This is a genomic window from Nonomuraea sp. NPDC050383 (assembly GCF_044459125.1).
Classification (GTDB): Bacteria; Actinomycetota; Actinomycetes; order Streptosporangiales; family Streptosporangiaceae; genus Nonomuraea.
In genome coordinates, this window is record NZ_JBITIP010000036.1 from 1 (window position 1) to 12,744 (window position 12,744).

11 protein-coding genes are annotated in these 12,744 nt (G+C 68.7%); 5 read left to right on the forward strand and 6 right to left on the reverse strand.

Annotated elements, in window-relative coordinates; genetic code table 11:
- The first annotated feature begins 399 nt into the window (after nucleotides 1-399).
- Complete coding sequence (locus ACIBG4_RS42110; protein WP_397208231.1) at nucleotides 400-1,602, forward strand: helix-turn-helix domain-containing protein; 1,203 nt, start codon at nucleotides 400-402, stop codon at nucleotides 1,600-1,602.
- A gap of 110 nt (nucleotides 1,603-1,712) precedes the next feature.
- Here ACIBG4_RS42110 and ACIBG4_RS42115 read toward each other — a convergent pair whose 3' ends face one another.
- Nucleotides 1,713-3,143: a serine hydrolase domain-containing protein gene (locus ACIBG4_RS42115; RefSeq protein ID WP_397208233.1), complete on the reverse strand. Its 1,431-nt coding sequence runs from the start codon at nucleotides 3,141-3,143 to the stop codon at nucleotides 1,713-1,715.
- A gap of 94 nt (nucleotides 3,144-3,237) precedes the next feature.
- On the reverse strand, nucleotides 3,238-3,618 hold the full coding sequence (locus tag ACIBG4_RS42120) for a hypothetical protein (RefSeq protein WP_397208235.1): 381 nt from the start codon (nucleotides 3,616-3,618) through the stop codon (nucleotides 3,238-3,240).
- Nucleotides 3,619-3,968: 350 nt separating this feature from the next.
- On the opposite strand from ACIBG4_RS42120, the gene ACIBG4_RS42125 reads away from it, so the two are divergent.
- Nucleotides 3,969-4,322 (forward strand): DUF2809 domain-containing protein, encoded by a 354-nt coding sequence (locus ACIBG4_RS42125; protein WP_397208237.1) that lies wholly within the window; start codon nucleotides 3,969-3,971, stop codon nucleotides 4,320-4,322.
- A 616-nt stretch (nucleotides 4,323-4,938) separates the two neighbouring features.
- Here the strand turns inward: ACIBG4_RS42125 and ACIBG4_RS42130 are convergent.
- The 4 genes from ACIBG4_RS42130 to ACIBG4_RS42145 form a co-directional block, all read right to left on the reverse strand.
- Nucleotides 4,939-5,346 carry a hypothetical protein gene (locus ACIBG4_RS42130; RefSeq protein ID WP_397208239.1) on the reverse strand — a complete coding sequence of 136 codons (408 nt, stop codon included), beginning with the start codon at nucleotides 5,344-5,346 and terminating at the stop codon, nucleotides 4,939-4,941.
- A 490-nt stretch (nucleotides 5,347-5,836) separates the two neighbouring features.
- Complete coding sequence (locus ACIBG4_RS42135) at nucleotides 5,837-6,310, reverse strand: hypothetical protein (RefSeq protein WP_397208241.1); 474 nt, start codon at nucleotides 6,308-6,310, stop codon at nucleotides 5,837-5,839.
- 272 nt (nucleotides 6,311-6,582) lie between these two features.
- Nucleotides 6,583-7,161, reverse strand: coding sequence for a hypothetical protein (locus tag ACIBG4_RS42140; RefSeq protein WP_397208243.1), 579 nt, complete (start codon nucleotides 7,159-7,161; stop codon nucleotides 6,583-6,585).
- Between the two features lie 216 nt (nucleotides 7,162-7,377).
- Nucleotides 7,378-8,268, reverse strand: coding sequence for a haloalkane dehalogenase (locus tag ACIBG4_RS42145; RefSeq protein WP_397208245.1), 891 nt, complete (start codon nucleotides 8,266-8,268; stop codon nucleotides 7,378-7,380).
- A 140-nt stretch (nucleotides 8,269-8,408) separates the two neighbouring features.
- Here ACIBG4_RS42145 and ACIBG4_RS42150 point away from each other — a divergent pair, with 140 nt between their 5' ends.
- The 3 genes from ACIBG4_RS42150 (at nucleotide 8,409) to ACIBG4_RS42160 (ending at nucleotide 12,740) form a co-directional block, all read left to right on the forward strand.
- Nucleotides 8,409-9,263, forward strand: a complete 855-nt coding sequence (locus tag ACIBG4_RS42150) for a MarR family winged helix-turn-helix transcriptional regulator (protein ID WP_397208247.1) — start codon at nucleotides 8,409-8,411, stop codon at nucleotides 9,261-9,263.
- Between the two features lie 259 nt (nucleotides 9,264-9,522).
- Nucleotides 9,523-10,050 (forward strand): pyridoxamine 5'-phosphate oxidase family protein, encoded by a 528-nt coding sequence (locus tag ACIBG4_RS42155; RefSeq protein WP_397208249.1) that lies wholly within the window; start codon nucleotides 9,523-9,525, stop codon nucleotides 10,048-10,050.
- 200 nt (nucleotides 10,051-10,250) lie between these two features.
- Nucleotides 10,251-12,740 (forward strand): excinuclease ABC subunit UvrA, encoded by a 2,490-nt coding sequence (locus ACIBG4_RS42160; protein WP_397208251.1) that lies wholly within the window; start codon nucleotides 10,251-10,253, stop codon nucleotides 12,738-12,740.
- Nucleotides 12,741-12,744 lie beyond the last annotated feature (4 nt).

The following is a 12,744-nucleotide window of genomic DNA, read 5'->3' on the forward strand; positions in this document are numbered from 1 at the left end:
TGCCCGACCAGGCCGGTCGCGGAGGTCAGGGCGACGGAGCCCTCGGTGGCGGCCTGGTGCGCCGAACCGGCGGCACCAGCGGCCGACATCAGCGAGACGGCGCCCCAGGCGGCGGTGCGCAGGGTGAGCGCGTCCTGGTCGGTGAGGGCGAGGGTGAGGGACATGGCGGTGCTCCTTCGGGTGCTTCTGGCTTGTCGGCGACGAGGTCCGTTGGCGACGACAGGAACGTTACGGCTATTGCCAAAGTCTTGGCAAGTATTTGCCAAGCAAAATTGCCAGAGCTGTGGCGTACGGGCATCTGCGCTGGCAAGAACTTGTCCAGAGGGAGGCAAATGAGCTAGCCTCGGGCGTGACCCTCCGGACGTCGGACGACGTCAACCGCTACCCGGGAGTTCGGACATGCTCGAACAACCAGTCTTCGGCCGCCGACTCAGGCAGCTGAGGACCGAACGCGGCCTGACGCTCGCAGCCCTCGCGGGCGAGGGCATGTCCACCGGATACCTGTCCCGGCTGGAGTCAGGGGCGCGTCAGCCCACCGAACGGGCCATCACGCACCTGGCCACACAGCTCGGCATCAGCCCTGCCGAGCTCACCCAGTCCACCGCCACCTCCCTGGCCCAGAGCCTGACCCTGGCCACCGGCCTGAGCCAGGACGAAGGCGGCCGGGCCCTCAGCGACGCCCTGAAAACCTCCGGCGGGGAGGACCCCCTGCTGCGCTGGCAGGCCCTCTGGCAAGTCGCCGAGTGGCGTCAGTGGCGTCAGGAGTACGCCGAGCAGCGGAAATGCCTCGACGAGCTGGCCGAGCTCAGCGCGCAGATCGGGCTACCCGAGCTGCAGTCCAGAGTGCTGGCCGCCCTGTCGCGCTGCATGCGCAGCACCGGAGAGATCGTCGGCGCCGTCGATGCCGCAACAAACGCCTACGAGCTGGCCGAACGCGAAGCCCTGCCCGTCCGCGTGCGGGCCTCCACGCTGCTGGCCCTGGTGTCGGCGCTGGCCGAGGCCGGGCGACTGCCCGACGCCGCCCGGCACGCCGACGAACTGCTCACGCTGGCGGACCAGGTCTCGGGAGCGCTGCGGGCCCAAGCCGTGTGGACCGTGGCCAACGTCCGGGTCCGCCAGGGCGACCTCGACACCGGCGCGGACCTGATGAACCGGGCCATCGACGGCTTCGACGGCCGCGACGACCTGACGCTCTGGATGCGCCTGCGTCTCGGCGCGGCCCGGCTCGACCTCAGGGCCGATCCGCCCAGAACGGAGTCCGCCCAGCGGCGTGTCGCAGAAGTCGAGGCCGCGTTGCCGTTCGCGGGCGCCCCCACCATCGAGCAGCAACTGCTGGCCGTGCGCGCCCGGATCGCCGTCCTCACCGGCGACCTCGACGAGGCCCGCACGGTCCTGGACCGGCTGACCGGCTTCGACGACCTGCTCACCTACCAGGAGCGGATGCGGCTCGACGTGCTGCGCAACCGTGTCCTGCTCCTGGAGGGCGAGCAGGACGCGGCGCTCGCCGGGCTGCGCAAGCTCGCCGAGCAGGCCCAGCAGAGCGGCAACATGGACCTGGCCGCGGACATCTGGCGACTCGTCGCCGAATCCCTGACCAAGTAGGGCGCTGTTCCGGCCCGGGTGGCGGCGTGCTGCTCGCCGCCCGGCTGCCTTCATCTCTGACCTCGCCGCCGACCGGGATCCAGCCGGCACCTGAGCCTTACCAACCTCACCTACGCGACGTCGGGCCGTGTCATCAGCGGCGACCGTACATGCACCTCCAGGCTGGGGCCGGTCAGGGGCACGATGTTCCACGTCGCCACCGCTGTCCCCGCGTCGGCGTCGACCACGAGCCGGACCCGGTGCGGGGTGGTGATGACGTAGAGGTCGGCGACGAAGGAGTCGCCCTGCCAGGCGCCGGCCGCGACGACAGGGCGGCCGAGCGGCGAACTTTCCCGCCATTCGCCGTGGCCGACCTGGACGTTGAGCAACGGCCCGAGGCGCAGGAGCCATCCGCCGTCCACCGGGTCGGCGATCACCGTGGTTCCGTCTGGCAGAGCCGAGTCCTCGGAGGAGCCGTCCAGTCTCGCCTTGACGGAACGCTCCGGGGCGGCCGAGCCCGGCACCGGAACGAGTGACAGCCGCCGCAGCCGATCGGCGAGGATCTCGTCGTCCCGGGTGCTTCCCGCATCGTCCATGCCGGGCAGCAGGCACTCCCAGATCGCGTCGAGCAACGCCTGTGCCTGCGTATGGGCGCCGGTCGCGACGACTACGAGATCGTGCGACGGGACGACCACGAACTGCTGGCCGAAGGAGCCGTCACCGTGGTAACCATGACGCGACACCCAGAACTGGTAACCGTACCCGCGAAGGTAGTCGGCGTTTCCCGACCCGTCCTCGAACGGCCGGGTATCGATGTGCCGTCTGGTCGCGAGCTCCACCCATTCGCGCGGGACGAGCCGCCGGTCGCCGCAGAGGCCTCCGCGCAGCAGCAGTTCACCGAAGGCGGCCACGGCCTCGGTCGTGAGGTGCAGCCCATGGAAGCCGAAGGCGGCACCGCTCGCCACCCGGTCCCATTCGGCGTGGTCGACGCCCATCGGCTGGAACAGGCGCTCGTCGAGCAGTTCCGGCAGGCCGCGACCCGTGACCCGTTCCACCATCCGGGCCAGGACGAACGTGGTCGCATTGTCGTAGGCGTGCCGTGTTCCCTCAGGCTCGGGAAACGGTACGCGCAGGAAGCCCTTCACCAGGTCGCCCGGTTCCCGTCGCCAGGCCTCGGCGAGACTGTCCGTACGGTGTCCGGTCGTCATGGACAGCAGGTGGTGAACGGTGAGGCGGCGTCCCTGCTCCGAGAGGTCGGCCGGAACGTGGTCGGGCAACACGTCCACCACCCGGTCGTCCAGCGAGAGCAGCCCGTCGGCGATCGCGAGCCCCACGGCGACCGAGGTGAACGACTTGGTCAGCGAGTAGAGGAGGTGCGGGCGGTCGGCCGTGTACGGCGCCCACCAGCCTTCGGCGACGACGTGACCGTGGCGTACGACCATGATGGAGTGACACTCGATGGATTGTGCTTCGAGCCGGTCCAACATCGCGGCGATGGAACGGGACGACATCCCCGAGGTGGCCGGTGTCGAGCGCGGCAGCAGGGTGCGCGGAGCAGGCATCCGGGTACTCTAACGATTCCGCCGAATCGGCCCGATCGACTTACGAGGCAGAGCTTGGGCTCTGCGCTGGGGCCGTCGCTGGTTTGGGTCGTCATCAGGACGTTGCCGCCCCCGAGAACACCCTCAACACATCCGCTTGCCGAGCGGGCACTGGCGGTCCTTGGTGGACGATGGCGGCCTCGTCCAGGTCAGCCACCGCGCGGGCACGGGCCAACTCGTCGATGTCACAGGCGATCCGGCGCAGCACCGCAGCCACTCGATCCAGATCCACCCCGACGTGGAAGGCATCCTCATCATCGGCCGGACGCAACTGCGTCAGCGCCGCCTCCAACTCCGGCAGCGGCGCGGCCGCCGTGGCGATCTGCTGGATGCGCGAGGGCGAACGCCCCGCCTCGGCCGCCACCGCCCGCACCGGCAGGCTCTCGGCACGGGCCGAGGCGATAGCCCACTCGTACTCGACCTCGGCCTGGCGCAACCGTCACGCCGCCCGGCGCACCCGGCGACGCAACTGCCGCTCCCGCCGAACCTTCGCCCTTAGCTCGTCCCGATCCACGCTAAGGATCATGTCACCGGCCGCCATATGGTGTGCAGGAAACTGCACACGCCGGCGCCAGCGCCAGCGATCGTGCACTGTTTCATCTCGTCGGGCCTCATTCCGGATGGATCGTCACTACGTTCCAGCGTGCTGGCATGCCGTCGCCATGGCACTCCACCGCGGTCGCTGACCTGCCGCCATCAGCATGCCGCCATAAGGGACGAGCTCTATGATCAGGTTCGTCCTGATCGTTGAGATTCGGAGAAGATGTCAATAACATGCGCCGTGCCATGGTCCTTCTGGGTGGCGTCGCCCTTGCCGTCGGCGCGTTCGCCCTCTTCTACCCGGGCCCGGGACAACCGTTCATCCGCGGTTACGTGAGCGACGTCGGCGCCACCATGCTGGTCTACGCGTTCTTGGGGCTGCTGTGGCGCACCACCGCCGCACGCCGCACCCTGGCCACGGCCGCGATCGCCGCCGCCGTCGAGGTCTACCAAATAGTCGGCATGACCCCGCCGGGCATCGGCGGTGTCCTGGTCGGCGCGTTCCCCGACCCATGGGACCTGGTCGCCTATGCCATCGGTGTGGTCGCGGCCCTGGCCTGGGAACGCCGATTGGTCCGATTCGGTGATCAGACCGGCTGACTCTCGGACTCCACCTCACCGGCACACTGACGGTACGGATGCCCCACAGAGGCGAGATCATCGGGTTCGTCCTGCGCGGCGGCCAGCACAGGACGAGGTCCGGCCCATCTAAGCCCGAAACCCACGTGCACCAGGTGTTGCCACTGGCGAGGAGCCTGATGGGCGGCGCGCGGCGGACACGGGTTGATGTACCGGATAAGGGACGGATGGCCGTCGCCAAGGTGTCGGCGACCTGCGGGTTCACCGGAACGGTCGCCGCGCGACTCGGGTGCGTCATCCGGTACATCAGCAGCCCAGCAAGATCGAATGTGGGTTCTGGGCTTATGTGGGCCGGACCCCAAGACGGCCAACGACGACGGCCCCCGCTTCGATGAAGCGGGGCCGTCGCGCTCTTCCGGCGTGGGGCCGGGCTGGTCGGGGGTTCAGTCGTTCTCAACCGACTCCAGACCGCCGGCCGCTGACCGCGTCCGGCCGAGCGCCTCGGAGAGCTTGGCGGCCTGCGCGCACGCACGGCCAGGGTGCGCTGGCGAGCGCCCCGGCGAACCGACTCCCCCAGCCGGGCCGCACACGCGCCTGAATGCCAGTAATTGGCCGGGCGCAAGCGTGAATGCCGGTGTCACCGCCCGGACGGCCGGCCGCGCACGAACTGGCGTAGCCGGGCGATGTCACGCTGTACTTCAGCGACGGATCGCCGCCACGCCTGCCGGTCGATCCAGCGGGTGATCGTGTCCTCGATGAGGCGGCGCAGTTCGCCGGGGTCGAGTGCTTCGGCCTCCCACTGCGTCGGCCGCGCTGGGTCCAGGTCGTGGCGGGCGGCGAAGGCGGGCCGGCGCGGACCGCCGGCCTTGCCCGGCGCCGCGGGCAGGCCGTAGACGAGTACCTGCTCGTGGGTGAGCGCGACCTGCTCCCCGCTCGCCCAGCAGCCGCGGGTGCGGGCGAGCCAGTCGGCCAGGATCGCCTCGCCGCCGGCGTCGTGATCACCGACGTTTCTCCGGGGCGCCGCAGGCGTGCGGTTCGAGTTCACGCAGCTCAGAAGCGGTCAGGACGACCCTAGTCGTTGCAACACCTGTCGTGCACGACACGCGCCGCGAGCCCGGGGTCAGAGAGATTCGGAACGGAATCCGGCCTGGTCACGGTGCGCGACCTGCCCCTGTGTCATGGCCACAATGACAGATCGCGGCCCCGCCTGTAACTGCGTAAGGTCTACCGCCGCGTCTCGCCGGCGCGGGGCCCCGAAGATCGATGGGACGTCTCGCGCATGTGCGCGTAGACGACTCCCGAAACTAGCGAAACGTGGGAGCTTCCATGCGACGCACCGCCTGAGCGGGAAGCTGCCCATCTCAGGCGTACTTGGTCTGCGGGCCAGCGACGCCGGCGAGGGTTCGTCGGCCGGGTTCCTCGCACGCGCGCATGACGCGCTGAGAGCGGCCTGCCAGCCGTCCGGACAGGCCGCTTCCATCTTCCGTGGTCGGGCGGCAAAGTCTTGTGTTAGGCGCCCCCGCGACGGCCCTCATCTAGAAGATGCAGAAGATGTCATCGTAATTGATTTCCTTTTTTCCGATGCCTATCACCTTCGCCTGCCCGTGCATTCCGAAGCAGCAGTCAGCGCCATAGAATCCGAATTCCATGTCGACCTGATACAGGGGGTTCGAAGGCGTGATGTGAACGGTCCTCTCTTGCGGAGAGAAGGCGTGCTTCTGGGAGTCCACCTCCTCGTCGAAAAGCAGGATCGTCAAGGTTGTGTCAGCCGTCCAGTCGTCGCCGGGCGTAACGTCCGCCGAGACCTTGAAGGCCAGCACCCCAGGTATGATCGGGATTTCATAATTATTCTCCCCATGGGCCAGCGTGGCGGTCATGGGCTCAGAGGACTCAGACGACGCGCGCGCGGATTCCACAACCGCCTTCAACTCCTCGGCTGGCCGGCCGGCAGCGGCAGCAATCTCCGCCCACTGCGCCTCAGAGATGCCTTCGATCTCACTGGAAGCCACTTACGTACCTCTCATTCAGGTCGAGAACGGAAACCCGCTTCGGGCAGACCCTGGCCCTTGAACCACAGCGGTGGTGCGCCGGTTCAGTAAGAGCCGCGTCGGGTCAATTGTGATCGGTTGCGGCAGTATGCACAAGCGCTGCGGTGGCGCACGCGCCCTCGCCGGGTGAAAGCTGTTTCGGCCGGGACGACAAAGAATGAGCCGGGCGCGCCCCGAGAGCGATAACCGGCGCCGACGCATTCGCGTAGGCCACACTGCTCGCTGCGTACCCTTCAGGCCTCCGAGGAGTCTGAGTGCAGAAATTGGCGGTAGCGGTGATCAGAGGTTGCTACCACGGCTGCAGTCCTCGGGTTAGCCGTTGAGGCCCGTACGGCCCGCGACGCGCCGGGCGCCTGGGCGGAACGTGTCGAGTTCGGTCCCTGACGACAAAAAATGTTCGTCGGCGAACTCCCGCGCGGCGACTGGTCGACGCTGTCGGGCAGCATCCTCACCCGCTCGAACGCGGACCCAGCCTCCCGCAGCTCCTCATCGGCGAGCACCCACAGATTCCCGCCGATCGAGAAGGTGTCACGGATCATCTTGGTGACATCCGCCCGGGTCTCAGGCTTGTCGGGCAGGTGCCGGTGCTGGACGGCGGCGAGCCGCTGGGCACAGGCCGTGAGAATGTCGCGCCGCCCGTGGAGATGGATCTCCTCCCACCCTGCGGGATCAGCATCGGCGGCGATCCGCTCTGCGACCTCACCCAACGACAGATCCAGGCCCCCGTCGCCATCGGGACGGGTCTCGGCGAACCGTGCGGCGATCCGGCGGGCCAGGTACACGTCGCACACCTCGGTGAGCTGCGAAATCACGACAGCGAACGTGCAAACAATCACGCCGTCAAGAAATCCAAGTCACAGTCGAGCCCATTCGTGAACACCCCTCAAACCCGGCGCCGAAGCCATCGCCAAGGTCACCGATTGCTTCCCGCTCGGTCTCGGCCATAGCGGCGAAGAACGCGAACAGCATGCGGCCGGGCCCGGCCGGGTCGTAGTTTCCGGCGAGCGGCCGGGCGCGCGGGACTGGGGTCATGTCCGGGAGGACGACGTCGGCGAGAGGAGGTGATGGCGATTCAGCCAGTTGGCGATGGCCTGGCCGATGGCGTGCGGCTGGTCCTCGGGGGCCTGGTGGCCGGCGGGTCCGATCCCTTCGATCTCGAGGGCGGCGATGTTCTGGCGGGCCCAGTCCACGATCTCGGGGGAGGCGATACCGACACCGTCCTCAACCGTGAGGAGCAGTTTGGGTACCTCGGGGCTGGTGGCGAGCCATTCACCGTAGGCGTCCATGCGCTCGGCCACATCGGCCGGCTCGCGGTCGTAGGGAATCTCGCGAGGCCACTGGAGTAGCGGACGGCGCGACGCCGGGTCGGTGTAGGGCGCGCGGTAGACGTTGTGGTCCTCCGGGCTGAGGCCTGTCTTGATGGCGAAGGGGTGGGGCAGGGCGTATTCGATGGCGGCGTTCTCCTCCAGCAGTAGCCGCTCGCCGAGCCCGGGGGTGCGTAGCGCCTTGGAGTGGTCGATCACGTCCTGCGGCAGTTCGGCCCACATCTGCGGCCGCAGGAACGTCTCCAGGAGGGCGACGCCGCGCACCTGACCGGGGTGGCGGGCGGCACGGTCCATGGCCAGGGCGCCGCCCCAGTCGTGGCCGACCAGGACGGCCTCCTCCAGCCCCATGGCTTCGAACCACGCATCCAGGTAGCGGGCATGGTCGGCGAAGCGGTAACCGATGTCGGGCTTTCCGGAGGCGCCCATCCCGATCAGGTCAGGGGCCAGGACCCTGGCGCGATCGGCGACGTGCGGGATGACGTTGCGCCAGATGTAGGACGAGGTGGGGCTGCCGTGCAGGAAAACCACGGGCGGCTCGCCCTGCCCGGTCTCTGCGTAGGCGAGATGGGAGTCGATGACGGCGACAGTACGCATGATCGTTCAGACCCTTCGCTGAGTTGGCGTCTGGACTCTAGGTCCGCGCTTCTCCAACTGTCAACATCCCAACTAATCATGTTCCAACCGTCACTACGGTAATCATCAGCCTGCTAACATCACGCCCGGAGGTGAGGCTCGTGCCCGACCAGACAGGGAACGTCGTCGACGACGAATCCGGACCGCTGCATGCAACTACCGGCCACCTGATGCGCCGCGTGTTCACTGCCGTCACCGCTCATGCCGTGCAGGACGGACCCCAGTCGCGCGACTTTGTGGTGCTCGACATCCTCGCCGACGAAGACGCCCCCTCCCAGCAGGACCTCGCCCACCGACTTGGCATCAACCGCACGATCATGGTCAGGCTGCTCGATCGGCTTCAAGAGGCGGGCCATGTCGTCCGCACCCGCAACCCGGCCAACCGCCGCACCTACGTGCTGTCGCTGACCGAGGCGGGCCGTGCCGCCCTGGACGGCATGCGCCACGCCGTCGCTGCTCGCGACGCCCGGCTCACCGGCGCGCTCACCGAGCCCGAACGGCAGCGCCTCGCCGCGCTGCTGACCAAGCTCGTCGCCGACGACGGGCCATCCGCCATCCACAGCATCGAGCACCTGATAGCTCAAGCCCATTACCGGCTGCGTCGTCTTGGCGATCATCGGCTCGCGGCGCACGGCCTGCGCACCCGCCACTTCGCCTTGCTGCCCGCCCTGGACCGGCTCGCCCCCTGCTCGCAAGAGCAACTGGCCCGATACCTGCACCTCACCGAACCGGCCACCGCGTCACTCATCGAGGAGCTGGTGCAGGCCGGCATCGTATCCCGCGGCCAGGACCCGCACGACCGACGCCGCTATGCCCTGCAACTCACCGACCTCGGCCGCGCCCGCATCCCGATAGTGCGTGAAGCCCTGGAGAGCATGGAGCGCGACATCGACGACATCCTCGGCCCGGACAGCGCTCAAGAACTTCGCGCTCTTCTCACCAAGCTCTTGCCGTAGGACGGATCCGCAGGGCCCCCGGAAACACCGCCAGGTGGTTCAGCCGCTGTACCGCCGCCTGCGGCACCGACCAGATGAACTGCCTACGTCCGGATACGACCGCAGCCGCTCCATCCGCTCGTCGGAGGGCGGCCCGACGGCATCCGCCAAATGGCTGAGAAACATGACACGAGGTGTCGGGTTTCGGAGAAATCATGAATCCACCGGTCGGCGCCGATGTGAGTGTGGACCGGGGCCTCACGGATAGACAAGGACTTCAATGCGCGAAACGCCCGAGGAGCTCAAGGAGCTTCAGGCTCTCCTCGAAGCCTCCCTTTCCCGTTCGACCTCGCACCTCCGCTCGATCGTCACTGCGAACACCCTGACCGCGGAGCAGGTCACCCGAATTCTGACCGGCATGTGCACCCTCGCCCTGTCCACCGTGACGGCGAAGGGAGAGCCGCGGATCAGCGGTGTGGACGGGCACTTCCTGCACGGAAGGTGGCACTTCGGCACGGCGCGCAGCGCCGCCAAGGCCCGCCATCTCGCTGCCCGCCCCGCCACCAGCGTCGCGCACATGCGCGGTGAGGACCTGGGCGTGTTCACGCACGGCACGGTGGAGATCCTCAACCCCGAAAACGGCGAGCCGGCCGCTGACTGGCCGGACCTGCTCGCCTACTTCAAGGACTTCTACGGCGACGACTGCTTCGACTGGGACAACGATGTGGTCTATTACCGGCTGCATCCGCACTGGATGACCGCCTACGCCCCCGGCATCGACAAGCTCACCGGGGTGTCCCGGTCCTGATCTGCGGCACGGGCCGCGTCGAGACCGGCCACGTGCTGAGAGATCCGATCAAACGGCCGCTCGGCGCCATGGCGCTGAGCGGCCGCCGCGTAGTGGCGTCATCAATTCATTCGTCATGGGTGGGGGTCCGTCCGCCTGTGTTCTGCTGTGTCGCGAAGGGTGGATCAAGGTTGACTGCGTTCGTACGGGACGTCGCGAGTATGGGGCGCGAGGCCATCGAGGTGGTGGGGGCTCGTACCAACAACTTGCGGGACGTGTCGGTGAGCATCCCCAAGGGGTGGCTCACTGCCTTCACCGGGGTGAGCGGCAGCGGCAAGACCTCGCTGGCCATCGACACCCTGCACAACGAGGCCCAGCTGCGGTATCTGGAGGGGCTTTCGCCGTTCGTGCGGCAGTACATCACGCAGCGCAATCGGCCGAAGGTCGATCGCATCCTGGGACTCGGCGCGACGCTCGCGGTCGACCAGCGCCGTCTGAACCGCAACCCGCGGTCCACGGTCGCGACGATCACCGGCATCGACGGGCATCTGGGGCTGCTGTACTCGCGCCTTCCGGGGATCGGCGCGGACCCGGCGGCGGAGAGCGTCGACGGGCATCTGACGACGGCTCATTTCGACCGCAACACCCCGGAAGGCGGCTGCGTGGACTGCCACGGGGTGGGCGGGCGGTGGCAGGCGCAGGAGGACCTGGTCATCACCCATCCGGAGCTTCCGCTCTTCGAGGGTGCCTCACCTTGGTATGCCAAGTGGCGGTCGGGAGAGCACGCGTTCGTGCCGGCGCTCGCCGAGAAGCGCGGCGTGGACCTCGGCCGGCCGTGGCAGTCGTTGCCGGAGGAGTTCCGCCACTGCGTGCTGTACGGCACAGGTGAGGAGAAAGTCGAGGCGACCGTCGACATGTCCAACAAAAAGGAGACGGTCTCGGTGACCTACACCTCGAGCCAGCCGCTGCGGGGCGCGCTCGCCGAGGTGGAGCGGGTGTTCGTGAACGCCCAGACCTCCAGCGCCAAGCAGCGCTACCTGCCGTACATGCGCAAGCAGCCGTGCGGCACCTGCGGCGGCAGCGGGTACGACCAGGTGGCCCGGTCGGTGCGGCTCGGCGGGCTGACCTACCCCGACCTGCTCGAGGTGGAAGTGCGGGAGGTGCGCAGCTGGGCGAAACGGGTGGCGGACAACCTGGGCTCCCGGCAGCGAGAGGTGGGCGAGCCGCTGCTGCAGGACCTGGGCCGCAGGCTCGGCATCCTCGACCGGCTCGGCCTGGCCCATCTCCAGCTGTCCCGGAGCGCGGCGACGCTGTCCGGGGGTGAGTTGCAGCGAACCCGGCTCGCCGCGCAGCTCAGCACCGAGCTGAACGGCATCGTCTTCGTCCTGGACGAGCCCGGGACCGGACTGCATCCCGCGGACAAGGCGCACCTGCTCGACATCGCCCTGGAGCTACGCGAGGCCGGCAACACGGTGCTCCTGGTCGAGCACGACCCTGAACTGATCGCCCGGGCCGACTGGGTGATCGACATGGGGCCCGGCGCGGGCCGCCTCGGCGGTGAGGTCCTCGTGTCGGGGCTTCCCGCCGACGCGGCCGCCCACCCGACGTCGCTGACCGGACGCTATCTGGCCGGTGACGGGCCGCGGCTGCGCCGGGCCCGCCGTCCGGTCGGGGATGACACCGGCTGGGTGGAGCTGCACGGCCTGAGTGCGCACAATGTGACCGCGGACCTGGTGCGTTTCCCCGCCGGTCGGCTCACCTGCCTGACCGGGGTGAGCGGCAGCGGCAAGAGCAGCCTGCTCGGCGCGCTCGCGGCGAGCGTGGAGGCCGCCCTGAACGGGACGGCGACCGACACGGTGCGACAGGTGACCCGCCTGGAGGGGTTCGACTGGGTCGCCGTCGTCGATCAGGAACCGCTCGGGCGCACGCCGCGGTCCAACCCGGCCACCTACAGCAAGGCGTTCGACATCGTCCGCAAGCTGTTCGCCGAAACCGACGTGGCACGCGGACGCGGGGTCAATGCCTCCTGGTTCAGCTTCAACACCGCGGGCGGTGGCCGCTGCGAAACCTGCACCGGTTATGGGCGCAAGCTGGTCGACATGCACTTCCTGCCGGATGTGTGGGTGGTCTGCGACGCGTGCGAGGGGCGGCGCTATCGGCCGGATGCCTTGGAGATCAGGTACCGGGGACTGGCCATCGATCAGGTGCTGGAGCTGACCGTCGCCGAGGCGGTGGAGCACTTCTCCGAACCCCGGCAACTCGCGGAAACCCTGAGAGCCTTGAACCAGGTCGGACTCGGCTATCTCCAGCTCGGCCAGAGCGCCACAGAGTTGTCCGGCGGCGAGGCGCAGCGGCTGAAGCTGGCGTCCGCGATCCAGCGCGGTGCCGCGGGCCGCAAGGCCGGTCTTGTCGTTCTCGACGAACCCGTCTCGGGCCTGCACCCGTCTGACATCCAGCGGGTGGTGGATGCGCTCGACGTGCTGCTCGACTCGGGCAACACCGTCGTCGTGGCCGAACACGACATCCCCGTCGCCGCGTCCGCGGACTGGGTGATCGACCTGGGGCCGGGAGCCGGTCCGGACGGGGGCACGGTGATCGCGGAGGGCACCCCGGACGCCGTCGCGACCGCGAACACCCCGACCGCCGGTTTCTTCCGGCGGTACGCGGCGGGCCTGCCGCTCCTGGAAGTGCGAGATGGCGAGCGCCGCTGAGCTT